Annotated in this window: 21 protein-coding genes; 3 read left to right on the forward strand and 18 right to left on the reverse strand. The window is 63.1% G+C overall.

Annotation, left to right across the window (positions count from 1 at the left end; genetic code table 11):
* Positions 1–158: 158 nt before the first annotated feature.
* The 4 genes from QQS38_RS01110 to guaB form a co-directional block, all read right to left on the reverse strand.
* Positions 159–1,043: an Arm DNA-binding domain-containing protein gene (locus tag QQS38_RS01110; protein WP_479643534.1), complete on the reverse strand. Its 885-nt coding sequence runs from the start codon at positions 1,041–1,043 to the stop codon at positions 159–161.
* Between the two features lie 222 nt (positions 1,044–1,265).
* Positions 1,266–2,849 carry a glutamine-hydrolyzing GMP synthase gene (guaA, locus tag QQS38_RS01115; protein ID WP_479643535.1) on the reverse strand — a complete coding sequence of 528 codons (1,584 nt, stop codon included), beginning with the start codon at positions 2,847–2,849 and terminating at the stop codon, positions 1,266–1,268.
* A 146-nt stretch (positions 2,850–2,995) separates the two neighbouring features.
* Complete coding sequence (locus tag QQS38_RS01120; protein WP_479643536.1) at positions 2,996–3,715, reverse strand: hypothetical protein; 720 nt, start codon at positions 3,713–3,715, stop codon at positions 2,996–2,998.
* Positions 3,716–3,721: 6 nt separating this feature from the next.
* Complete coding sequence (gene guaB / locus QQS38_RS01125) at positions 3,722–5,182, reverse strand: IMP dehydrogenase (protein ID WP_479643537.1); 1,461 nt, start codon at positions 5,180–5,182, stop codon at positions 3,722–3,724.
* Positions 5,183–5,505: 323 nt separating this feature from the next.
* Here guaB and QQS38_RS01130 point away from each other — a divergent pair, with 323 nt between their 5' ends.
* Positions 5,506–6,537, forward strand: coding sequence for a DMT family transporter (locus tag QQS38_RS01130; RefSeq protein ID WP_479643538.1), 1,032 nt, complete (start codon positions 5,506–5,508; stop codon positions 6,535–6,537).
* Here QQS38_RS01130 and QQS38_RS01135 read toward each other — a convergent pair.
* Together QQS38_RS01135 and QQS38_RS01140 are read right to left on the reverse strand one after the other, a co-directional pair.
* Positions 6,462–6,794: an RnfH family protein gene (locus QQS38_RS01135; protein ID WP_479643539.1), complete on the reverse strand. Its 333-nt coding sequence runs from the start codon at positions 6,792–6,794 to the stop codon at positions 6,462–6,464. The two genes, QQS38_RS01130 and QQS38_RS01135, sit on opposite strands and share 76 nt — an antisense overlap.
* Positions 6,791–7,228 (reverse strand): type II toxin-antitoxin system RatA family toxin, encoded by a 438-nt coding sequence (locus tag QQS38_RS01140; RefSeq protein ID WP_479643540.1) that lies wholly within the window; start codon positions 7,226–7,228, stop codon positions 6,791–6,793. The genes QQS38_RS01135 and QQS38_RS01140 overlap by 4 nt, the downstream gene beginning before the upstream one ends.
* Before the next feature lie 103 nt (positions 7,229–7,331).
* Here QQS38_RS01140 and smpB point away from each other — a divergent pair, with 103 nt between their 5' ends.
* Complete coding sequence (gene smpB, locus QQS38_RS01145; protein ID WP_479643541.1) at positions 7,332–7,778, forward strand: SsrA-binding protein SmpB; 447 nt, start codon at positions 7,332–7,334, stop codon at positions 7,776–7,778.
* A gap of 13 nt (positions 7,779–7,791) precedes the next feature.
* On the opposite strand, the gene QQS38_RS01150 is transcribed toward smpB, so the two are convergent.
* The 3 genes from QQS38_RS01150 to ppsA all read right to left on the reverse strand — a co-directional run bounded on the left by QQS38_RS01150 (position 7,792) and on the right by ppsA (position 11,711).
* Complete coding sequence (locus QQS38_RS01150) at positions 7,792–8,730, reverse strand: SPFH domain-containing protein (RefSeq protein WP_479643542.1); 939 nt, start codon at positions 8,728–8,730, stop codon at positions 7,792–7,794.
* A 3-nt stretch (positions 8,731–8,733) separates the two neighbouring features.
* Positions 8,734–9,210, reverse strand: coding sequence for an NfeD family protein (locus QQS38_RS01155; RefSeq protein ID WP_479643543.1), 477 nt, complete (start codon positions 9,208–9,210; stop codon positions 8,734–8,736).
* Between the two features lie 98 nt (positions 9,211–9,308).
* Positions 9,309–11,711 (reverse strand): phosphoenolpyruvate synthase, encoded by a 2,403-nt coding sequence (gene ppsA / locus QQS38_RS01160; protein WP_479643544.1) that lies wholly within the window; start codon positions 11,709–11,711, stop codon positions 9,309–9,311.
* Positions 11,712–11,999: 288 nt separating this feature from the next.
* Here ppsA and ppsR point away from each other — a divergent pair, with 288 nt between their 5' ends.
* Positions 12,000–12,815: a posphoenolpyruvate synthetase regulatory kinase/phosphorylase PpsR gene (gene ppsR / locus QQS38_RS01165; protein ID WP_479643545.1), complete on the forward strand. Its 816-nt coding sequence runs from the start codon at positions 12,000–12,002 to the stop codon at positions 12,813–12,815.
* 103 nt (positions 12,816–12,918) lie between these two features.
* Here ppsR and QQS38_RS01170 read toward each other — a convergent pair whose 3' ends face one another.
* The 9 genes from QQS38_RS01170 to rseP all read right to left on the reverse strand — a co-directional run bounded on the left by QQS38_RS01170 (position 12,919) and on the right by rseP (position 22,584).
* Positions 12,919–13,704, reverse strand: a complete 786-nt coding sequence (locus QQS38_RS01170; protein WP_479643546.1) for a TrmH family RNA methyltransferase — start codon at positions 13,702–13,704, stop codon at positions 12,919–12,921.
* Positions 13,705–13,786: 82 nt separating this feature from the next.
* The gene (rnhB, locus tag QQS38_RS01175; protein ID WP_479643547.1) at positions 13,787–14,617 is read right to left on the reverse strand and encodes a ribonuclease HII; all 831 of its coding nucleotides are present in this window, start codon (positions 14,615–14,617) and stop codon (positions 13,787–13,789) included.
* A complete protein-coding gene (gene lpxB / locus QQS38_RS01180) occupies positions 14,614–15,783 on the reverse strand; it encodes a lipid-A-disaccharide synthase (protein ID WP_479643548.1) in 1,170 nt (389 codons plus the stop codon). The genes rnhB and lpxB overlap by 4 nt, the downstream gene beginning before the upstream one ends.
* A gap of 3 nt (positions 15,784–15,786) precedes the next feature.
* The gene (gene lpxA, locus QQS38_RS01185; RefSeq protein ID WP_479643549.1) at positions 15,787–16,575 is read right to left on the reverse strand and encodes an acyl-ACP--UDP-N-acetylglucosamine O-acyltransferase; all 789 of its coding nucleotides are present in this window, start codon (positions 16,573–16,575) and stop codon (positions 15,787–15,789) included.
* Positions 16,576–16,591: 16 nt separating this feature from the next.
* Positions 16,592–17,050, reverse strand: a complete 459-nt coding sequence (gene fabZ, locus QQS38_RS01190; protein WP_277428005.1) for a 3-hydroxyacyl-ACP dehydratase FabZ — start codon at positions 17,048–17,050, stop codon at positions 16,592–16,594.
* Between the two features lie 116 nt (positions 17,051–17,166).
* On the reverse strand, positions 17,167–18,240 hold the full coding sequence (lpxD, locus tag QQS38_RS01195; protein ID WP_479643550.1) for a UDP-3-O-(3-hydroxymyristoyl)glucosamine N-acyltransferase: 1,074 nt from the start codon (positions 18,238–18,240) through the stop codon (positions 17,167–17,169).
* A 19-nt stretch (positions 18,241–18,259) separates the two neighbouring features.
* On the reverse strand, positions 18,260–18,775 hold the full coding sequence (locus QQS38_RS01200; protein ID WP_479643551.1) for an OmpH/Skp family outer membrane protein: 516 nt from the start codon (positions 18,773–18,775) through the stop codon (positions 18,260–18,262).
* A 50-nt stretch (positions 18,776–18,825) separates the two neighbouring features.
* Positions 18,826–21,141, reverse strand: a complete 2,316-nt coding sequence (bamA, locus tag QQS38_RS01205; protein ID WP_479643552.1) for an outer membrane protein assembly factor BamA — start codon at positions 21,139–21,141, stop codon at positions 18,826–18,828.
* 69 nt (positions 21,142–21,210) lie between these two features.
* Positions 21,211–22,584: an RIP metalloprotease RseP gene (rseP, locus tag QQS38_RS01210; protein ID WP_479643553.1), complete on the reverse strand. Its 1,374-nt coding sequence runs from the start codon at positions 22,582–22,584 to the stop codon at positions 21,211–21,213.
* Positions 22,585–22,587: the final 3 nt, after the last annotated feature.

The following is a 22,587-nucleotide window of genomic DNA, read 5'->3' on the forward strand; positions in this document are numbered from 1 at the left end:
CACAACCGTAATGCGGCGGCTAGGTCATCGTGTTCGAAGGCACTCGCCATGCGGGCAATCTCTGCGCGCCTTGCACCGACCTCCTGAGCGACCGATTGCCATGTCCGCGTCACGTCGGCCACCTCCCGAATCGTGGCCCGAGCCTGTTTCAGCGACATTCAAAAGAACTCCGCGGCATTTTCTAGGAGGCCAACCGAACACGTTCCCTCGTCGAGATCGATGTTAGTCGTCAGGATGCGCGCTTTGACATCCGTTGGGGTGGGATTGAGGTCATAGGCCGGAGACAACTCCCGGCCATCGTGTCCCGTCCACAGGAAACCATGATTGCGCAGATGATCATCCACATTGGAGACGAGTACATTGAAGGCTACGCGACGATACAACTGCGCCGCATCGGCCCGCGCCTTCGCGCCGTGTTGCGTCAGCGCGTCAACCAGTTCGGGATAACTGCCGCGTTGGCCATCGCGCGATCCCGTCATCGACATGGCCGAGAGAAAGGGAATGCGAATGCCCCCGGCGCGATCGAAGCGACGCGACAGGAGCACGGTGCACCTCACCAGGAGCCTTGATGGAGTGATCTCTTCGAGCTTCAGCCGCCCGAACTCCGCTGCAAGATTCCGGTCGTAGACGGACTTCCTCATCGCACGGGTCGACTCTGCGAGCGTGGCTTCCGCAAAGTATTTTTCGGCCCACTTCCCGAACGTCATCGCTTCGACCGCTTCCACACGCTTTTCGACCTTCCTTCTGGACGGACTGACGCCCTGTTCTACTTCCCGACGAGCACGCTCGAGGAGCAGCCTTGCTTCCGCAAGACGCACCGACATGCCAAAGGAAAGCTCGTCGGCAGCCCGTGCGCCTCGTGCTGGCAGCGCGGGATCGTAGCGGCCAATGACAAGGGTCTCCCGACGTCCATTCAGACGATAGTCGAAGCGGAAACTCACTGCTCCGGCCGAGGTGACCGCCACGTAAAGGCCACGCTGGTCAGCGACCTTGTACATCCTGCCGGTCGGCTTGAGCGCCCGCAATTCGAAGTCCGTCAGCATGCAATCCTCCATAAACTGATACCGTGTTTGATACCGTCACGCGCAGTGACGGTATCAAAATGGATCGTCTGCAGAGAAAGATGCTATACCGTCGCTCATACCGTCGGCGACGCAGCGCTGCCGACGGACGGCAGCGGACCAAAATAGTCGATAAACACCTGTTTTTGTGTGGAAAATCAGGGAATCGACAGGCCTCTGCAGACCACTGCAGAGGATCCTAAATTACTCCCACTCGATCGTCGCCGGCGGCTTCCCCGAGATGTCATAAACGACGCGATTGATGCCCCGCACTTCGTTGATGATGCGGTTCGACACCTGCCCAAGCAGCTCATGCGGCAGATGCGCCCAATGCGCCGTCATGAAATCGAGCGTCTGCACCGCGCGCAGCGCAACCACATATTCGTAAGTGCGCCCGTCGCCCATCACGCCCACGCTCTTCACGGGGAGGAACACCGCAAAGGCTTGGCTCGTCAGGTCGTACCAAGACTTCCCCGTTTCCTTGTCGATCGAATTGCGCAGCGTCTCGATGAAGATCGCATCGGCACGCCGCAGCAAGTCCGCGAAGTCGCGTCGCACCTCGCCAAGAATCCGCACGCCCAAGCCCGGCCCGGGGAACGGATGGCGATACACCATCTCGTGCGGCAAACCAAGCTTCACGCCCAGTTCGCGCACTTCGTCCTTGAAAAGCTCGCGCAGCGGCTCGAGCAACTTCAGATTCAACGTCTCGGGCAAACCACCGACGTTATGGTGGCTCTTGATCGTATGCGTCGCCTTCTTGCCCTTCCCGGCCGATTCGATGACGTCCGGGTAGATGGTGCCCTGCGCCAGCCACTTGGCGTCGGTGAGCTTGCCCGCCTCCGTTTGGAACACCTCGACGAACTCGGCGCCGATGATCTTGCGCTTCTGTTCGGGATCGGTCACGCCCGCAAGCTTCGAGAGGAACGCTTCGCTCGCGTCGACGTGGATCACGTGCACCCCCAGGTGATCGCCGAAAGTCGCCATCACCTGCTCGGCTTCGTTCAACCGCAACAGGCCGTGATCGACGAACACGCACGTGAGCTGATCGCCGATCGCACGATGCAGCAATGCCGCCGCCACCGACGAATCGACACCGCCCGACAAGCCCAAAATGACGTGCTCGCTGCCAACTTGCTCGCGAATTTTCGCCACGGCTTCGTCGATGTAATGCCCCATCTCCCAATCGGGCTTGGCACCGCAAATCTGCAACACGAAGCGCTCAAGCATCGCGCGCCCCTTGACCGTGTGCGTCACTTCCGGGTGCCACTGCAAGCCGTAGAAATGCCGCGTCTCGTCGGCCATCGCTGCAATCGGACACGACTCGGTGGATGCCATCAGCGCAAAGCCTTCCGGCATCTGCGTGACTTTATCGCCGTGACTCATCCACACCTTCAGCATCCCATGGCCTTCTGCCGTGCGGAAATCCTCGATGCCTTCCAGCAGGCTCGTGTGATTGCGCGCGCGCACTTCGGCATAGCCGAACTCGCGCACGTGGCCAAGATCCACCTTGCCGCCCAGTTGCTGCGCCATCGTCTGCATGCCGTAGCAGATGCCAAGCACCGGCACGCCCAATTCGAACACCGCTTGCGGCGCACGCGGCGTCTCGGCTTCAGTGACAGAACTCGGCCCGCCCGAAAGAATGATGCCCTTCGGGGCGAACTCGCGAATGAACGCGTCGTCGACGTCGTACGGATGGATTTCCGAATAGACGTGCGCTTCGCGAATGCGGCGGGCGATCAGTTGGGTGACTTGCGAACCGAAGTCGAGGATCAGGATCTTGTCATGCATGGCAGGCACGGTCGATAGTGGACGAATGCAACGTACAGCGCGCGCGGCGCTGCACATGAACGGTCAAACAAAGCGCGCCGCGCACCCGTGGGGCGCGAACGCAAGCGATGAGCGGGGCGAAAGCGCCGATGCGAACGATGGCGCGCTCAACCATGAAACGGCGGCCGCGGCGCGGACGTGCTTCGACTCGAATGCACGTCGTCGCTACCGCTGGCCGCCCGCGCGGAAGCGGCGGTCTCCCGGGCGCTCGCTTCCGTGCGCGCAGCCGCATCGCCCTCAGCGGTTGAGGCAGGCGCGGAAGGGGCCGCCGGGCGTACGGCCGCCGGCGCAGCAGGCGCTGCCCCGGCCGCGCCGCGTTCCGGCGCGGGCCGAAACACCGGTTCGACCGGTGCCGAAGGCGCCGCGGCCGGCACGTCAGCAGTAGTTCGTCCCTTGGCGCCCGCCGCCTGCGCGGCTTTGGCGACTTCGCGCCGGCGCACAGCTTGGGCGAAGCGGGCGCCCCCGAGGCCGATCACGACCAGCAATCCGCCGACGAGCAGATTCGGCACCATCCCGAGGGCGGGAAACCATAACGTATGCGGCGGCGCTAACGTCCAAACGAGCACGAGCGCGCCGGCGAGCCAGGTCACATGGCCGACGATTTTGGCCACGGCGATCGTCATCGCGCCCTCCAGAGCGCCGCGCAACGACAGCCAAGCAAGCCCCAGCAGCGCGAGCCCCAACATCTGCCCGACCATTGCCGGTTCGATCGCAGTCAGTTGCAGCGCGCGCTGCACGCCCGCGAACGGTGTGAGCAGCAGCACGGCGCCCGAACTCAGGTAGAGCCCGGCGTCGAGGACGAGAACGGCGCGCAGCAGCGGTTTCATCGGCGGTTAGTCGACGTGATAGTTCGGCGCTTCTTTCGTGATCTGCACGTCATGCACGTGCGACTCGCGAATGCCGGCCGCCGTGATTTCGACGAATTGCGCCTTTTCGTGCATTTCGTCGATCGTCCTGCAGCCGCAGTAGCCCATGCTGGCGCGCACCCCGCCGATCAGTTGGAAGATGATCGCGCCCACCGAGCCCTTGTAAGCCACCCGGCCTTCGATGCCTTCGGGCACGAGCTTATCGATGTTCGCAGAATTGTCTTGGAAATAGCGATCGGCGGCGCCATCCTTCATTGCACCGACCGAGCCCATGCCGCGATAGGACTTGTACTGGCGGCCTTGGTAGAGGAACACGTCGCCCGGCGACTCTTCCGTGCCGGCGAACATGCTGCCCATCATGACCGCGTTGGCTCCGGCTGCCAGCGCCTTGCTGACATCGCCCGAGAAACGCACGCCGCCATCGGCGATGACCGGCACGCCCGTGCCCTTCAATGCTTCGGCGACATTGGCGATGGCCGTGATTTGCGGCACGCCCACACCCGCCACGATGCGCGTCGTGCAGATCGAACCCGGCCCGATTCCGACCTTGACGCCGTCCGCGCCATATTCGATGAGCGCTCGCGCAGCATCCGCGGTGGCGATGTTGCCGCCGATGACTTCGACGTGCGGGAAATTCTTCTTGACCCAGCGCACGCGCTCGAGCACGCCCTGGCTATGACCGTGGGCCGTATCGACGACGATGACGTCGACGCCGGCGCCCGCCAGCGCCGCAACGCGCTCTTCGTTTTCCGGGCCCACGCCGACCGCCGCGCCCACGCGCAGCTTGCCATGTTCGTCCTTGCAGGCGTCGGGGTGCTCGGTTTGCTTCGTGATGTCCTTGACAGTCATCAGCCCGCGCAACTCGAACGCATCGTTCACGACGAGCACGCGCTCGAGGCGATGGCTGTGCATCAGCGCTTTGGCTTCGGCGAGCGCCGTGCCTTCCTTGACCGTGACGAGCCGCTCGCGCGGCGTCATGATCGTGCGCACCGGCTCATCGAGCCGCGTTTCGAAACGCAGGTCGCGGTTCGTCACGATGCCCATCAACTGCGCGCCTTCGACCACCGGAAAGCCCGAAATGCCATGCTGCTGCGACAGCGCAATGACATCGCGCACCTTCATTTGCGGCGGTACCGTGATCGGATCGCGTACGACGCCCGATTCGAAACGCTTGACCTTCGCCACTTCGCGCGCCTGCTCGGCCGCCGTCAGGTTCTTGTGAATGATGCCGACACCGCCTTGCTGCGCCATCGCAATCGCGAGCCGCGCCTCGGTAACGGTATCCATCGCCGCAGAGACGAGCGGCATGTTCACGGAAATGTTGCGGGTCAGCCGGGTTTTGAGGCTGGTGTCGCGCGGCAGAACGTTGGAGAACGCCGGGACGAGGAGCACGTCATCGAACGTGAGTGCTTTTTGGATCAGACGCATGGCAAATCCTATAGGCGCAAAAGCGAATTATACGCGATACCTCCCTGCTTTTCACTGCGCGAACAGTAAGTTAGCCGTTTTTCTGCGTCCGCCGCGGCCACGCGTTTCGGTTTTTGGTTCGACCCGCGTTCGGGTGAGTTTCGTTTGCCCGCGGCGCGCGTTCGCAGTCACGAACGCAAGAAATGCGCGCGAAAAGCTGCGCACGAACGTATCGCCGGCACCGCCCCTTCGCTTCGCTCGCCTCGCAATTGCAGAATCGAACAAGACCGATCTGCCGCTCGCCGGTAATCTGCCTCCTCGACTGACGAAACGAAAGGGCCAGCATGAGGCGCGGAGTGATGTACGGGGTGTTCGCGGGCGCGATATGGGGCACGGTCTTTCTGGTTCCGCGCCTGCTGCCCGATTTTCCGCCGATGATGCTGGGCGCCGCTCGCTGCATGATGTACGGCCTCGTGTCGCTCGCCGCCGCTTTGCCGATGGCACGCCGGCTCGCGACCAAGCTGACGCGCGCCGATCTGATCGCGATCGGCAAGCTCGCGCTCGTCGGCAATGTGGTCTACTACGTGTTCCTGACCGCGGGCGTGCATCGGATCGGCATCGGCCCGACCTCCCTCATCGTTGGGGTGCTGCCGGTCACGGTAACGCTGGCCGGCAGGCGCGACGCCGGCGCCGTCGCGCTCGAGCGGCTGCTATGGCCGCTGCTGCTCGTCGTGGGGGGCATCGTTTGCATCAACTTCGACGTTTTTGCCGCCGGGCCCGTGCTGCGCGGCGCGGTGGGGGTGGCGGACAAGATCGTAGGCGTGCTTTGCGCCGCCGGCGCCTTGGCGAGTTGGACCTGGTTCGCCGTGGAAAACGCACGCTACCTGCGGCGCAACCCGCATTTCGACGGCAACGAGTGGTCGGTCCTGCTCGGCCTCGCGACGGGGATACTCGGCGCACTGCTGTGGAGCGCCTGCCCGATCATCCCCGGCGCAAGGCTGCCGGCACCGCCCGCACAAACCCGCTGGCACGCGTTCTGGTTACTCAATCTGGGGCTCGCTTTTGGCGCATCGTGGCTTGGCACGGGCCTGTGGAACGCAGCGTCCAAGCGCGTGCCGCTTACGCTGTCCGGGCAGTTGATCGTCTTCGAGACGCTCTTCGCCCTGCTCTATGGCTTCATCTACGACTCTCGGCTGCCGCGGCCGCTCGAAGCTGCCGCGATCGTGCTATTGCTGGCGGGGGTCACCTGGTCGGTACGACGTCACGATGATGGCTCGGGCCGTGCGGCACACGGTTCGGCTCAGCGCGAATCCTTGTGCAGCCATTTGCGGCCTTCGATCGACCCGGCGCGACGCGACTTTTCCACGCGGCGCTGACGCGCGAGCTTCGGGTCGACGATGAGGGGCCGATAAATCTCGACGCGATCGTGATCGGCAAGCGGCGTATCGAGCGTGGCGAGCTTGCCGAAAACGCCGACCTTGGCAGTAGCCGTATCGATTTCGGGATGGTGAGTCGAAATGCCGCTGGCGGCGAGCGCATCGCGCACCGTCGCGCCGGCCGGCAGCGTCAGCGCAATGAGCGTCTGCGCCTCGGGGCGCGCGTAGCAAACTTCGATCGAAAGCGCAGCGCTCATGATCGGCCGTAGCGCTCGTCGGCGCGCTTGACGAACGATTCGACGAACGTGTTGGCGATGTGGTTGAACACGGGCCCGATGATCTTTTCGAGGATCAAACTCGCAAATTCATAGTGCAATGCGAACTCGATCTTGCAGGCGTCGGTGCGCAGCGGCGTAAAGCGCCAGTACCCGGTGAACTTGCGAAACGGGCCGTCGGCGAACCGCATGTCGATGCGCGTGGGCCGCTCTTGCGTATTGTGCGTGGCGAAGTGCTGCTTGATGCCCTTGAAGTTGATGTCGATGCGCGCTTCCATCTCATGTTCCTCCTGCCGGCGGATATCGACGCCGCCGCACCAGGGCAGGAAGTTGGGATAGTCGGCCACGTCCGTGACGAGATCGAACATTTGCTCCGCCGAGTGGCGAATGAGGACGGTTTTCTGAACATCAGCCATAAAAAGCACGACGCGCGGCGAAAAAGGGGCGAGCTTGGCGGAATCGAGAGGCGCCGCTTTGCTAAAATCGTGATTTTAAACGAGTTGGGCGCCGTCCATATCCATGAGCATCATCGACAACAGAAAAGCGTTCTTCGATTACTCCATCGAGGAACGCTACGAAGCGGGGCTCGTGCTCGAAGGATGGGAAGTGAAGGCGCTGCGCGCCGGGCGCGGTCAAATCAAAGAAGGCTACGTCGTGGTACGCAACGGCGAGCTGTTCCTGATCGGCGCGCACATCAGCCCCCTACCCGAAGCATCGACGCACATCAATCCCGACCCGGTCCGCACGCGCAAGCTGCTCCTGCACGGGGACGAAATCAAGAAGCTGATCGGCAAGGTCGAGCAGCGCGGCTACACGCTCGTCCCCTTGAACTTTCACTACAAGGGCGGCCGCGTCAAATGCGAAATCGGCCTCGCCAAAGGCAAGAAGCTGCACGATAAGCGCGAGACCGAAAAGAAGCGCGACTGGGAGCGCGAGAAAGCGCGCCTCATGCGCACCGCAGGTTGAGCCCTGGGCGCAATCAGCGCATTTCCGCGGCGGCGGGGCTCTTGCCGCGGTTGACGATCGCAAGGGCCGACGCGACCATCGAACCCAAATCGGACAGATTGCCCGGCACGATCAAGGTGTTGCCCGCCTTCGCGAGATTGCCGAACGCGCTCACGTACTGTTCGGCCACCTTCAGGTTGACGGCATCCATGCCCCCGGTGGATTGGATCGCTTGCGCGATCTTCTGAATCGCTTGGGCATTGGCTTCGGCCACGGCCAGGATCGCCGCGGCCTGGCCCTGAGCCTGGTTGATCGCCGCCTGCTTTTCCCCCTCTGATTTCTGGATCGCCGCCTCGCGCCCGCCCGAGGCAATGTTGATCTGCTCCTGCCTGCGGCCCTCCGAGGCCGCGATCAACGCCCGCTTCTCGCGCTCGGCCGTGATTTGCGCCTGCATGGCGTGCAAAATCTCCTTGGGTGGCGTCAAGTCTTTGATTTCGTAGCGCAGCACCTTGACGCCCCAGCTCGACGCAGCTTCATCGAGCGCCGATACCACGCTGTGGTTGATGAGATCGCGCTCTTCGAACGTCTTGTCGAGCTCGAGCTTGCCGATGACCGAACGCAGCGTCGTTTGCGACAACTGCGTAATCGCGAACACGTAGTTGCTCGAACCGTAGGAGGCCTTCATCGCGTCGGTCACCTGGAAGTACAGCACGCCGTCGACCTGCAACTGAGTGTTGTCGCGCGTGATGCAGATCTGCCCCGGCACATCCAGCGGAATTTCTTTCAGCACGTGGCGATACGCGATGCGATCGGCAAAGGGCAGCACGATGTTGAGCCCCGGCGCCAGCGTGGCGTGATACCGGCCGAAGCGCTCCACTACCCACGCATGCTGCTGCGGGACGATCTTGACCGTTTGCGCTGCGATCACGATGACGACGATGAGCAGCACCGCCCCGACGATTGTCATATCCATCGTTTACTCCTTTGTTGTTGACACCGAATGATGCGTGCGTTTCGCGGCATGGCCCTTCTCGACCAGCACGAGACGATTGGCGCGCACGGCTGCGATCTCGTAGAAGCGAGCGTCTTCGCGCTCGCCCGGCGCGAGTTCGGCATCCCATTGCGAGCCGCGATAAGGCACACGCGCACAGCGGTCGTGCCAGTCCACGACTTCGAGCGCACTGCCTACGTCGAGCACGACATCGGGATTGGTCGATGCATCGCGCCGCTCGCGACGCCGCCCGAACCGCGAGCGCCGCAGCAAGACGACCGCGGCCAACGCGACGAGCGCCGCGGATAGGTACTGCACGGCCAGGCTAGCCCCGCCCCACTTCGCCAATGCACCCGCGATGAAACCGAGCGCAACCATCAGCAAATAGAACGTGCCCGTCAGCAACTCGGCGACGACCAGCGCTCCGGCGCCGATCCACCACAGAAAATCGTTCGGCGTCATGCCTGGTCCCCCCGAAAATAGAAACGCCCCGGATATACCGGGGCGTTATAGCACGAAGCAGGGTCCGCATACGCGGGCGGACCCTCGGGCGGACGCGATTACTTCGCCGCCTTGGCCAAAGCTTGCCAAGTATCGATGATCGTGTCGGGATTGAGCGAAATCGAAGCGATCCCTTCGTCGGCCAGCCACTGCGCGAAATCGGGATGATCCGACGGGCCTTGACCGCAGATGCCGACGTACTTGTTCAGACGGCGGCACGCTTCGATTGCCCGCTTGAGCAGGAACTTGACGGCTTCGTCGCGCTCGTCGAAGTCGACCGCCAAGAGCTCCATGCCGGAATCGCGATCGAGACCGAGCGTGAGCTGCGTCAAATCGTTCGAACCGATCGAGAAGCCATCGAAGTGTTGCAGGAACTCATCGGCGAGAATCGCATTCGACGGCACCTCGCACATCATGATGAGCCGCAGGCCGTTTTCGCCGCGCTTGAGGCCGAACTTTTCGAGCAACCCGACCACGCGCTCGGCTTGCTTCACCGTACGCACGAACGGCACCATGATCTCGACGTTCGTCAAGCCCATGTCTTCGCGCACGCGCTTGAGCGCCAGGCACTCCATTTCGAACGCCGGCGCAAAATCTTGCGCGATGTAGCGCGAGGCGCCACGGAAGCCCAGCATCGGGTTTTCCTCGTCAGGCTCGTAACGCGAGCCGCCGATGAGCTTCTTGTATTCGTTCGACTTGAAGTCGGACAAACGCACGATCACAGGGCGCGGATAGAAAGCCGCCGCGATCGTCGCGATGCCTTCGGTCAACTTGTCGACATAGAACGCTCGCGGCGACGCATGCCCGCGCGCGACGCTCTCGACCGCCTTCTTCAGATCCTGATCGACGTTCGGGTACTCGAGAATCGCCTTCGGATGCACGCCGATGTTGTTGTTGATGATGAACTCGAGCCGCGCAAGACCGACGCCGGCATTCGGCAACTGCGAGAAGTCGAACGCGAGTTGCGGGTTGCCGACGTTCATCATGATCTTGACGGGGATGGGCGGCAGTTCGCCGCGCGACACTTCCGTCACTTCCGTTTCGAGCAGGCCGTCGTAGATCTTGCCTTCGTCGCCTTCGGCGCACGAAACCGTCACGAGCGCACCGTCCTTCAGGACGTCGGTGGCGTCGCCGCAGCCGACCACCGCGGGCACGCCCAATTCACGCGCGATGATCGCCGCATGGCAGGTGCGGCCGCCGCGGTTCGTGACGATCGCCGAAGCGCGCTTCATCACCGGCTCCCAATTCGGGTCCGTCATGTCCGCCACCAGGACGTCGCCCGGCTGCACGCGCTCCATTTCCGACGGATCGTGGATCACGCGCACGCGGCCCGCGCCGATCTTCTGCCCGATGGCGCGTCCCGTGGCCAGCACCTGCGATTGGCCGCGCAGCTTGAAACGCTGTTCGACCTTGCCGGCGCCTTGGCTCTTCACCGTTTCCGGACGCGCTTGCAGGATGAAGATCTTGCCGTCGCGGCCGTCCTTGCCCCACTCGATGTCCATCGGACGCTGGTAGTGCTTCTCGATGATGACGGCGTACTTGGCCAGCTCGATCACGTCTTCGTCGGTAATGGAGAAGCGGTTGCGCTGCTCGTGCGGCACGTCGACCGTCTTGACGCGGCCCGCCTCGCCCGGCTTCGCGAACTCCATCTTGATCAGCTTCGAGCCGATCGAACGACGGATGATCGGATACTTGCCCTGCTCCAGCGTGGTCTTGAAGACGTAGAACTCGTCCGGATTCACGGCGCCTTGCACGACGGTCTCGCCCAGGCCGTAGCTGGACGTGATGAACACGGCGTCCTTGAAGCCCGATTCGGTATCGAGCGTGAACATGACGCCGGCCGCGCCCACGTCGGAACGCACCATGCGCTGCACTCCCGCCGACAGCGCGACTTCGGCATGCGTGAAGCCTTTGTGAACGCGGTAGGAGATCGCGCGATCGTTGTACAGCGACGCGAACACGTGCTTCATGCGATCGAGCACATCCTCGACGCCGACGACGTTCAGATAGCTCTCCTGCTGGCCGGCGAACGAAGCGTCAGGCAAATCCTCGGCCGTCGCCGACGAACGGACGGCGAACGACAGTTCCTCGGGCGAGCTTTTTTGCAACGTGTCGAACTGGGCGCGAATTTCGACTTCCAGGCGCGGCTGCATCGGCGCGTCGACGATCCACGCGCGAATTTCCTTGCCGGCGGCCGCGAGCGCCTTGACGTCGTCGACGTCGAGCGTCTCGAGCCGAGCGGCGATCCGTTCGGTCAGATTGTTGTGTGTGAGGAAATCGCGAAATGCCAACGCCGTCGTGGCAAAGCCCGTCGGCACGCGCACACCGGCCTCGGCCAGTTGGCTGATCATCTCGCCGAGCGACGCGTTCTTGCCGCCCACGATCTCCACATCGGTCATCCGTAGCTGTTCGAACGGAATTACATACGCCTGATCCTTCGTGATGTTTGCTGCGTTAGTCATACAAGCCCCTAAGTGTGAAAAAAATACTCGGTCGCGCGTGTGGGCTTGGTGCGCGCGGGCCATTGGAGCCCGGGACGCGCAGCACGCGCAACCTGTTGGAGAAGCAATCGCTTCGCATAGCCGATTGCAATTGCTTATCCAACAGGTTGCCGCTATTCTACCCTGCTTCTAACCGGCCGCCCGCTCTGCTGCGACGGTCGCATGTCAAACGCCGGCACACTGCTCGCGAAAACGCGCGAAAATCGCGTTTCCTCCCGCAGCGCCCGCTGCTTTCAGAAGCGTTAGCCGATGCCGCCTACCGTATTTATCGTCTCCGACGGAACGGGAATCACCGCCGAAACGTTCGCGCACTCGATCCTGTCCCAATTCGACCAGAAATTCCGCCTCGTACGGGTGCCGTTCGTCGATTCGGTCGACAAAGCCTACGCCACGATCGAAAAGATCAGCGAATCGGCCGAACTCGACGGCCGCCGTCCGATCGTCTTCACCACGCTCGTCGATAGCGCGTCCAACGCGGTCGTCAAGAATTCGAACGCCCTCGTGCTCGATATCTTCCAGCAGTTCGTCGAGCCGCTCGAGCAAGAGCTCGAAATGAAGTCGACACACGCTATCGGGCGCGGGCACCAGAATGCCGACACCGAGGAATACAAGACCCGGATCGAGGCGATCAACTTTTCGCTGGCGCATGACGACGGGCAGTCGAACCGTAATCTGGCCGGCGCCGATGTCATTCTCGTGGGCGTCTCGCGCAGCGGCAAAACGCCGACGAGTCTCTATCTCGCGATGCAATACGGCGTCAAGGCAGCCAACTATCCGCTGATTCCCGAAGATTTCGAGCGCGGCAAACTGCCCACGCCGCTCATCGCGCACCGGGACAAGTTGTTCGGCCTGTCGATCGACCCCCAGCGCCTATCGGAAATCCGCAACGAACGCCGCCCCGGCAGTAAGTACGCCGCGCCCGAAAATTGCCGTTACGAGATCAACGAGGCCGAAGCGCTGATGCGGCGCGAAGGAATCAAATGGCTATCGTCGACGCACAAGTCGATCGAGGAAATCGCGACGACGATCCTGCAGGAAATCAAGCTCGACCGGCCGACTTATTGAGCGGGGAATGCGCGTGCTCGGTCCGGGTTCGAGCCCAGCGACCCAACGCCGCGCAGGCCGTACACCGGGTGCGCGAGCCTACCGCGCGCCGGTCGATGGCCGATCAGCGAGAAATGCGTTGCTGGCGGCACTGCTCGAAAAGACAAATCGCCGCGGCCGCCGCCACATTGAGCGACTCCATGCCGCCCGGCTGGGGAATCGTCAGGCGATAAGCGACTGCGGCCCGCCATGCCGCCGAGACGCCCGCCCCTTCGTTGCCGAAGATCCACGCGATCGGGCCGGCCAAATCGCAATCGTAAAGCGCCTGCGGCGCATGGGAATCGGTCATGGCCGCGGGTACGGCCAGGCGCGGCATGAGCGTTGCCGCTTCGACGTCTTCATGCACATCGAGCAGGAAATGCGCGCCCATCCCCGAGCGCAGCACCTTCGACGACCATACGTAGGCCGTGCCCGGCGCGCAAAACACTTGCTTGACCCCCGCCGCCGCGGCGCTGCGCAGGATCGATCCCACGTTGCCCGCGTCTTGCACGCCGTCCAGCACGATGCAGGTCGCGTCCACGCGATCGGGCAACGGCACGCAGAGCTTGCTCACGACGAAAAGCATGCCGACGCCGTTGACCACGTTCGATAACTGCCCGAATAGCGCATCGGGCAGCGTGACGATGCGCTCGGCATCGACACGCGCGACGATCGCCTGCGCCTCGTCGTGCCGCAATGCGCCGTCGGTGACGACGCAGGTTTCCGGCTGGCCGGCCACGTCCAAATATGCCGACGCTAGATGAAAACCTTCCAGCAGCGCCCGGCCGGTCTTTTTCTGATGATGCGTCGAAGCCGCCAGCGCTTTTAGGCGCTTATAGAGCGGGTTGTCGCGCGAGGTAATCGCTTTCACGGGATTGGCTGCCAGAGAGACGGCCTTGCAGGCCTAAAAACTTCAAACGCGCTCGCCGCCATGCGAAGGCGAGGACGTCGACTCATTGGCCGGCGCCCGCACCGTCGGTATCGGCGCCGAACGCTTGGTCGTACAGCGCGGTTTCGTCGAAGGCATCACTGTCGACAGCCGCCTCGATCGCTGCCACACTCACGCCGCTCGGCAGCGACACGCGGATGCCCCGCTGCTCGAACGCGGCGCGCACCGGGGCGAACGAGCGCCGATGATGTTCGCACGGCCCATGCTCGTCCAGGGCGGCCAAATGCCGAGGGGTGCCATAGCCGACGTGCGCATCGAAACCGTACATCGGAAACTGCGCGTGCAGCTCGAGCAACATCCGATCGCGGGTGACTTTCGCCAGTATCGAGGCAGCCGAAATGGCCGGCACGAGTGCGTCCCCGCCGATCACGGCTTCGCTGCGCACGGCGAGCACCGGACAGCGATTGCCGTCGATGCGAGCCAGCGTCGGCACGATCGACAAGCCCTCGACGGCCCGCTTCATCGCGAGCATCGTCGCATGCAAGATATTGAGCCGGTCGATTTCCTCGACGCTCGCCGACGCCACACAAAAAGCGAGCGAACGCTCGACGATCTTCTCGTAGAGCGCCTCGCGCTTTTTCGCCGTCAGCGCTTTGGAATCGTCGAGCCCTCGAATGCGGCGCTTCGGATCCAGAATGACCGCCGCGGCAACGACGGGCCCAGCCAACGGCCCGCGGCCGGCTTCATCGACGCCGCAGACGATGTCGCACGCCGAATTGAAATCGAGCGCGCTTTGCGCCGACGCGGTGCGAGGCTGGCCGCGCGACGGCGCACCAGCCGACGTATCGGACGCGTCGCCCTTTTTTTTTGCGCGCGATGGTCGCAGGGTCGTCATAACCGCGGCTTCCTCGCCTCGATGACGCGTGCGACGGCTTCGGCCGCACATTCGGCCGTATTCCGGCGCAGCGTCAAATGCATCTGCGTGAATATGTCGGTCAGCGTGCGCCGATTCGCATCGTCGTGCAACTGGACGAGCACCGCGTCCGCGAGCGCCTCGGGTGTCGCGAAATGCTGCAGCAGTTCCGGGACGACAAACCGGCCCGCCAAGATGTTCGGCAAGCCGACGTACGGCAAATATCCTTGCCGGCGCATGATTTGGCCTGTTAGCCAGGGCACCTTGTACGAAATCACCATCGGCTTTTTCAGCAGCGCGGCTTCGAGCGTGACCGTGCCACTCTTGACGAGCACGGCGTCGGCAGCGGTCATTGCGCGTTGCGCGTCGCCGTCGATAATCGTCAGGGCAAGTTCGGGATGGGCCGCCACGAGCGGTTGCAGCAGCGCTCGCAGCGCGGGCGTGGCGGCCGGCATGACGAACCGCAAACCCGGCTCGCGGCGCTGCATGATCGCCATCGCCTCGAAGAACGTGGGACCGATCAGGCCGATTTCCGAGCGTCGACTGCCCGGCAGCACCGCCACGACAGGCCCTGCCGCGGGCAAGCCCAGCACGGCGCGCGCACCGGCGACATCGGGTTCCAGCGGGATTTCATCGGCCAGAGGATGACCGACGTAGGTGGCGGGTACGTGAGCTCTTTCGAGCAACGCCGTTTCGAACGGGAACACGCAAAGCATGTGATCGACCGCCTTCGCGATCGTTTTGATGCGGCCCCCGCGCCATGCCCAGAACGACGGGCAAACGAAATGAATCGTCGGGATTCCCGCTGCGCGCAGCGCGTGCTCGAGCCCGAAGTTGAAATCGGGCGCATCGACACCGATGAATGCGTGCGGCGGTTCGGCGAGCAGTTGGCGTTTCAGTTCGTTGCGAATGCCGAGAATTTCAGGGATGTGGCGCAGCGCTTCGACGTAGCCCCGAACGGAAAGCTTCTCCATCGGCCAATGCGCTTCGAAACCCCGCGCCTCCATGCGCGGGCCGCCGATGCCGAAGTAGCGCGTGCCTTCGGGCAACCGGCGCGCGAGGCCACCGAGCAGCGAGGCCGCCAACAAATCGCCCGACGGCTCGCCGGCAACCATGGCGATGCGCGGCGCATTCGATTGAGGCGTCATCGCCTAACGAATGATGCCGCGCTGCGACGACTCGATGAACGTGATGAGCTTGCGTACGGGCTCGTCGCCGTCCCCGCCCGCCGACGCCAGTTCCGTGAGCTGCACCTTCGCCTCTTCGAGCGACAGGCCGTTCTTGTAAAGCAGCCTGTAGGCACTTCGCAACGCGGAGATCGCATCGGCCGAAAAGCCGCGCCGCCGCAGCCCCTCGACGTTGATGCCATGCGGTTCGGCCTTGTTGCCCGCGGCGATCACGAAAGGCGGAATGTCCTGCACCAGCGCCGATGCGCCGCCGAGCATCGAGTGCTCGCCGATCTTCACGAACTGATGGACGCCCGACATGCCACCGACGATCGCCCAATCGCCGATGATGACGTGCCCCGCCATCTGCGCGTTGCTGGACAAAATCACGTGGCTGCCGACATGGCAATCGTGGCCGACGTGGACATACGCCATGATCCAGTTGTCGTCGCCGAGCGTCGTCACCCCGCCGTCCTGCACGGTGCCCGTGTGGATCGTGGTGAACTCGCGAATCGTGTTGCGATCGCCGATCACGAGCCGCGTCGGTTCGCCTTGGTACTTCATGTCTTGAGGGCGGCCGCCGACGGACGCGTAGTGCCCGATCCGGTTATCGGCGCCGATCGTCGTATGACCTTCGATGACACTATGCGAACCGACCGACGTACGTGCACCAATCGTCACGTTGGCGCCGACGATCGCATACGGGCCGATCTCGACGTCTTCTCCGAGTTGCGCGCCCGGCTCGATGATCGCGGTGGGGTGAATCCTGCTCATGCGTTCTTGGCCTTTTTCACTCGTTCGTGTGCTTGACCGTGCACATCAACTCGGCTTCGGCGGCGATCACGCCGTCGACTTCCGCGTGGGCTTTGAATTTCCAGATGTTGCGCATGCGGCGCTCGAACGTCGCATTGAGAATCAGTTGATCGCCGGGTTCGACGACGCGCTTGAAGCGCGCTCCATCGATGCCGACGAAGTAGTACAGCGTCGTTTCGGGATCGTGCGGTTCCTCGGCGAAGGTCAGGAGCGCCGCCGTTTGCGCAAGCGCCTCCATGATCAGCACGCCGGGCATCACGGGGCGCTGCGGGAAATGCCCCATGAAGTAGGGTTCGTTGATCGACACGTTCTTGAGTGCCTTGATGCGCGTGTGCGGCTCGAGTTCCAGCACCCGGTCCACGAGCAGGATCGGATAGCGATGCGGCAGCAGCTTAAGAATCTGGTGAATGTCGAGATTGATTTTTTCAGTGCTCATGGTGTGTCTGCTCCACGCAAGCTGCCTCGCGCGGGTAATTACTACGGATGCGGATCGCGGCGAACTACGCCGGCTTGCCGGCGCTCACGCTTGCCAGCGCGCCGCGCCTGCTGTTCTCAAACCTCGCCCCCTCGCTGGGCAAGCGTGGCTTCGAGCGCCTTGATGCGCTCGCGCATCTTATCGAGGTTGCGCATCAACGCCGCGCTCTTGTTCCAATGCGCGTGGTCGACAGCCGGGAACGCGCTAGTGTAGATGCCCGGCTTGAGCAGCGACTTCGACACGCCCGACTTGGCCGTGACGATCACGTAATCGGCAAGCGTCACGTGCCCCGCGATGCCTACGGCGCCGCCGATCATACAGTGGCGGCCTATCGTCGTGCTGCCCGCGATGCCCGCGCAACCGGCGATCACGGTGTAGGCGCCGATCTTGCAGTTATGACCGATCTGCACCAGGTTGTCGATCTTCACGCAGGCTTCGATCGTCGTATCGGCCATCGCGCCGCGGTCGATCGTCGTGTTGGCGCCGATTTCGACGTCGGCGCCGATCGTCACACCGCCCACTTGCGGAATCTTGACCCAGCTTCCGGTACGTTCATCGCCGTCGCCGACGAAGTCGGGGGCAAACCCGAAGCCATCGGAGCCAATGACCGCCCCCGCGTGCACGATGGCTCTCGGACCGATGTTGCAACCGTGATAAACGGACACGTTCGGGTAGAGATGCGAGCCCTCGCCAATGCTCGTACCGCGGCCGATCGTAACGTTCGCGTCGAGCCGCACATGCTCGCCCACCACGGCCGACGCCTCGATCACCACGTGCGGGCCGATCACGGCGCTGGCCGCAACCCGCGCGCTCGGATCCACGACGGCGCTCGGATGCACGCCCGCGGGCGTTTTCGGCGCAGCCAGATCGATGAACAGCTGCGCGACTCGCGCAAAATAGGCGTAAGGATTCGGCGTGACGATGAAGGCGCGCGCCTCGCGCGAGGCCACCTTCTCGAGATCGGCCGGGGCGATCAACACCGCGCCAGCCTGCGTCGTATCGACTTGGGATAGGTATTTGGGATTGGCGAGAAACGCCAGTTGATGCGGCTGAGCCTGATCGAGCGGCGCCAGGCCCGCCACCTTCAGGGTCGCGTCGCCCACGACTTCACCGCCTAAGCGTTGGGCGATTTGCCCGAGCGTCAATGCCATTCGCGTGCTGCTCCGTCGTTCAGTTCGTCCCGCTCGAGCCCGCCAGCGCCTTGAGCACTTGGTCCGTGATGTCGATACGCGGGCTCACGTAGACGGCTTCCTGCACGATCAAATCGTAATGCTGCTGCTCGGCAATTTGCTTGATGACCTTGTTCGCCTTCTCCAAGACGGCCGCCAATTCCTCGTTGCGACGCTGGTTCAAATCTTCACGGAACTCGCGCTGTTTGCGCTGAAGATCGGTGTCGAGCTGAGCCAAATCTTTCTGCTTTTGCGCGCGATCCGTTGCGGACATCGAGTTGCCGCTCGAGTCGATCTGATCGGATAGCTTTTTCATCTTTGCCGCGAGCGCCTGCAAGTCTTTGTCTCGCGCGGCAAATTCCGCCTCGAGCTTGGCTTGGGCGGCTTTTGCGGCACCGGATTCGCGCAGAATGCGGTCCGAGTTGACAGCGGCGATCCGGGCCTCTTGCGCTTGCGCGACGCCACCCAAGAGCGCCCCCGTCAGTGCCACCACACCCAACACGCGTTTGATAAACATACCGGTTTGCAAAATCGTCCTCTCGTTGCTGGACAGAGCGCGGCGCGCTGTTAGAACGCCGTCCCGATCTGGAATTGGAATTTCTGGTATTGGTCGCCGTTGTGCTTCTGCACCGGGAAACCCAAGCTGAGCTTGAGCGGCCCGATAGGCGAAATCCACGCGAGACCCACGCCATAGCCGTAACGCAAGCCGTTCGACCCGGTCGTGCTGATGCCGGGAGCGGTATCGCCCCACACATTGCCGCCATCGAAGAACGTGAACACGCGCAGCGTACGATCGTACCCGGTGCCCGGCAGCGGGAACGTGAGTTCGATATTGCCGACGACCATCTTCGAGCCGCCGATCGGGTCGTTCGTCGACGTATCTCGCGGACCGAGCGAGCTCGGTTGATAGCCGCGCACCGAACCGATACCGCCCGCGAAGTAGTTCTTGAAGATCGGGAACGGCTTGCCGCCAAGGCCGTTGCCGTAGCCGCCCTGGAAGTTCAATCCAAGCACGAAGCCGCGCGCGAACGAGTAGTAATACTGGGCCTGCAGATCGGCCTTGTAATACTGCGTCGCGCCCACCGGCGTGCCGTACTCGGCGTTCGCCTGCGTGAAATAGCCGCGGCTCGGCACGAGTGCGCTATCGCGCGCGTCGCGGGACCAGCCTACCGTCAGCGGGATGTTGTTCGAGACGCGGCCGAATTCGTTGACGTAGTTCTTATAGCTTTGCGGCGTGGTCGAATCGACATCGAGCTTGTTCTGCTCGAAGCCCGCACCGAAAAACACCGTATCGACTTCCGAGAACGGAATCCCGAACTTCAGATCGCCGCCCGCGGTGATGATGCGAAAGCTCGAATTGGTCGAGTAGTACAGCGGCTGCGTCGTACGGTAGTAGACGTCGGTGATCCGCTTGATGCCGTCGACCGTGAAGTACGGATCCACCTGCGTGACGGTCAGCGTGCGATACGTGCGCGCCGTGTTGACGTTGACGGCCAAGCTCGTGCCCGAACCGAACACGTTGTCTTGCGAAATGCCGGCCGACAGCACTACCTTGTCGGTGGACGAGAAACCGGCGCCGAGCGTGATTGCGCCCGTCGGTTTTTCGGTGACTTTGACGTCGACGTCGACCTGGTCGGCCGTGCCCGCCACGGGCACCGTCGTCACGTCGACGTCGGTAAAGTAGCCGAGGCGGTTGATCCGGTCCTTCGACAGCGCAAGGCGGCTCGAATCGAACCACGAGCTTTCGAGCTGACGCATCTCGCGGCGGACGACTTCGTCGCGCGTCCGGGTATTGCCGACGACGTTGATGTGCCGGACATAGACGCGACGGCTCGGATCGATCTGCAACGTCAGCGCGACCTTGTGATGGACCTGATCGATCTCGGGCTGAGCATTCACATTGGCGAATGCGTAACCGTACTCGCCGAGCTTATCGACGATCGCTTTCGTCGTGGCTTGCAGCTTGGCGGCCGAGAACCGCTCGCCGGGCTTGACCGTGATGAGCTTTTGCAGTTCGGGGCCGCGATCGAGCAGATTGCCCGCCAGCTTGATGCTGGACACGGTGTACGGTTCGCCTTCGTGCACCGTCAACGTGAGGTACATGTCCTTCTTGTCGGGCGAAATCGACACCTGCGTCGACTCGATGTTGAACTCGAGATAGCCGCGGTTCAGATAGAACGAACGGACGTTTTCGAGATCGGTCGTGAGCTTGTCTTTCGAATAAAGGTCGTTTTTCGTGTACCACGAGAACCAGTTCGGCGTGGACAGCTGCATTTCGTCACGCAGCGTGCCCGTGCTGAACGCCTTGTTGCCGATGAAATTGACCTGGCGAATTTTCGCGCTCGGGCCTTCGTTCACCGCAAACAAGATGGACACGCGGCTGCTGTCGAGCGGCGTGACGGTGGTCGTGACTTCCGCGGCGTAAAAGCCGCGCGTCAAATATTGGCGCTTGAGTTCCTGCTCCGCGCGATCGACGAGCGATTTGTCGTAGTAACGACCCGGCGACAACCCCACGCCTTTGAGCGCCTTGTCGAGCGCTTCCTTGTCGAATTCGTGCAGACCGGAGAAATCGATGGCGCCGATTGCCGGGCGTTCGGCGACGTTGACGATGACGACGTCACCCTCGGTGGCGATGCGCACATCGCTGAAGAAGCCCGTCGCGTAAAGCGCGCGGATCGCTTCGGACGCTTTGTCGTCCGTGAACGTATCGCCTTGCTTGATCGGCAGATAGGAGAACACCGTGCCGGGCTCGATCCGTTGCAAGCCCTCGATCCGAATGTCTTTTACGACGAAAGGCGCCGTCGCCGCGTGCGCGACGAGTCCGTGAGCGGCGAGCGCCGCGACCGCAACCGACTTAGGAACAAAGCGATGAGGTTTGAACAACGTGCTTCCCCAGTGTTTTTAGCTACATCTGTCCGCCGCGGCTCTCGCTTGCGCGTGCCGCCGGACACTTTAAAAATGGATTAACCGAGCCAGATCGTTGAAGAGCGCGATCGCCGACAGCACGACGATGCACACGAGGCCAGCCCGTTGCAGAACGAGTTGCCAGCGTTCCGACACGGCTTTGCCAGTTGCGGCTTCAACCAAATAATATAACAGATGCCCCCCGTCCAATACCGGAATCGGCAATAAGTTCAGCACGCCGAGGCTGATGCTCACGAGCGAGAGGAACGAAAGAAACGGCGCCCAACCCAGTTGCGCGCTTTTACCGGCATAGTCGGCGATGGTGACGGGCCCGGACAAATTCTTCAGCGAAGCCTGCCCCGTCACCATGCGGCCGAACATCCGCAGCGAATAGACGGCGATGTCCCATGTGCGCCGCACGCTGCGCGCCACGCTCTGCCCCAAGCCGTAGCGCACGTTCACGGTTTGAACCTGAGTGGCGAGCGCCGCGCCGATGCGCCCGGCCGCCGCACCCGTTTGCGCGTCTTCGCGAGAATCGGGCACGACTGTCAGCGACCGCCGCTGCGCGGGTGCGCCGCGATCGATACCGAGCACGATCGGACGTCCGGCGTGCGCTTTCACATAGGCGATGAACGCCTGCGCGCCGTCGATTGGCGCGCCGCCCACCGTGCGCAGCGTGTCTCCGGCTGCGAGCCCCGCTCGCTCGGCGGCGCTGCCCGGTTCCACCGCGGCAACGGACAGTGTGCCGCCTTGATCGAAGCCGAGCTTGCTCGGGAAGTCGTCGTCGAGGTCGCGGTCGGTCACGCCGCGCAAGTCGACTTGAAAATCGTAGGTCCCGCGGCCATCGTGCGCCCGCAGCACGATGCGCCGATGGTCGAACGCCGCATCGAGCAGCTTCCAGCGCAAATCCGACCACGACCGCACCGCTTCGACGTCCGCGCCCTGCATGTCGCCGATCGATACGATCGTCTCCCCGCCGTCGAACCCCGCGCGCGCAGCGACGCTGCCGGCAGGCGGCGTAGCCAGCCGCGCGACCGGCTCGACCACCCCGGTGGCGAAGACGATCGAGAACAGCGCCACGGCCAACAGAAAATTGGCCAGCGGTCCGGCCAGCACGATCGCGATCCGCTTGGCGACATGCTGACGGTTGAATGCGTACGGCAGATCCGCCGGAGCGATGCCAGGCCCGGGATCGCGCTCATCGAGCATCTTGACGTAGCCGCCGAGCGGAAGCGCGGAAATAGTCCACTCGGTGCCCGATTTGCGGCCGACCCAACTCGCGAGCGGCCGCCCAAAGCCGATCGAAAAGCGCAAGACCTTGACGCCGCATAACCGCGCGACGCTGTAGTGGCCATATTCATGGACCACCACGAGCACGCCGATGGCGACGGCGAATGCTGCGACCTCGATCAGCAGGTTCATCAC

It is taken from the genome of Trinickia sp. Z7 (assembly GCF_056498045.1).

Bases quoted from the DNA above. Each gene is read 5' to 3' on its own strand.
- ppsR (WP_479643545.1), top strand. From the start codon at position 12,000: ATGCCGCCTACCGTATTTATCGTCTCCGACGGAACGGGAATCACCGCC.
- rnhB (WP_479643547.1), bottom strand. From the start codon at position 14,617: ATGACGACCCTGCGACCATCGCGCGCAAAAAAAAAGGGCGACGCGTCC.
- QQS38_RS01155 (WP_479643543.1), bottom strand. From the start codon at position 9,210: ATGACGCCGAACGATTTTCTGTGGTGGATCGGCGCCGGAGCGCTGGTC.
- QQS38_RS01200 (WP_479643551.1), bottom strand. From the start codon at position 18,775: ATGTTTATCAAACGCGTGTTGGGTGTGGTGGCACTGACGGGGGCGCTC.
- QQS38_RS01120 (WP_479643536.1), bottom strand. From the start codon at position 3,715: ATGAAACCGCTGCTGCGCGCCGTTCTCGTCCTCGACGCCGGGCTCTAC.
- lpxB (WP_479643548.1), bottom strand. From the start codon at position 15,783: ATGACGCCTCAATCGAATGCGCCGCGCATCGCCATGGTTGCCGGCGAG.
- fabZ (WP_277428005.1), bottom strand. From the start codon at position 17,050: ATGAGCACTGAAAAAATCAATCTCGACATTCACCAGATTCTTAAGCTG.
- rseP (WP_479643553.1), bottom strand. From the start codon at position 22,584: ATGAACCTGCTGATCGAGGTCGCAGCATTCGCCGTCGCCATCGGCGTG.
- QQS38_RS01135 (WP_479643539.1), bottom strand. From the start codon at position 6,794: ATGAGCGCTGCGCTTTCGATCGAAGTTTGCTACGCGCGCCCCGAGGCG.
- lpxA (WP_479643549.1), bottom strand. From the start codon at position 16,575: ATGAGCAGGATTCACCCCACCGCGATCATCGAGCCGGGCGCGCAACTC.
- lpxD (WP_479643550.1), bottom strand. From the start codon at position 18,240: ATGGCATTGACGCTCGGGCAAATCGCCCAACGCTTAGGCGGTGAAGTC.
- ppsA (WP_479643544.1), bottom strand. From the start codon at position 11,711: ATGACTAACGCAGCAAACATCACGAAGGATCAGGCGTATGTAATTCCG.
- guaB (WP_479643537.1), bottom strand. From the start codon at position 5,182: ATGCGTCTGATCCAAAAAGCACTCACGTTCGATGACGTGCTCCTCGTC.
- smpB (WP_479643541.1), top strand. From the start codon at position 7,332: ATGAGCATCATCGACAACAGAAAAGCGTTCTTCGATTACTCCATCGAG.
- guaA (WP_479643535.1), bottom strand. From the start codon at position 2,849: ATGCATGACAAGATCCTGATCCTCGACTTCGGTTCGCAAGTCACCCAA.
- QQS38_RS01140 (WP_479643540.1), bottom strand. From the start codon at position 7,228: ATGGCTGATGTTCAGAAAACCGTCCTCATTCGCCACTCGGCGGAGCAA.
- QQS38_RS01130 (WP_479643538.1), top strand. From the start codon at position 5,506: ATGAGGCGCGGAGTGATGTACGGGGTGTTCGCGGGCGCGATATGGGGC.
- QQS38_RS01110 (WP_479643534.1), bottom strand. From the start codon at position 1,043: ATGCTGACGGACTTCGAATTGCGGGCGCTCAAGCCGACCGGCAGGATG.
- QQS38_RS01150 (WP_479643542.1), bottom strand. From the start codon at position 8,730: ATGGATATGACAATCGTCGGGGCGGTGCTGCTCATCGTCGTCATCGTG.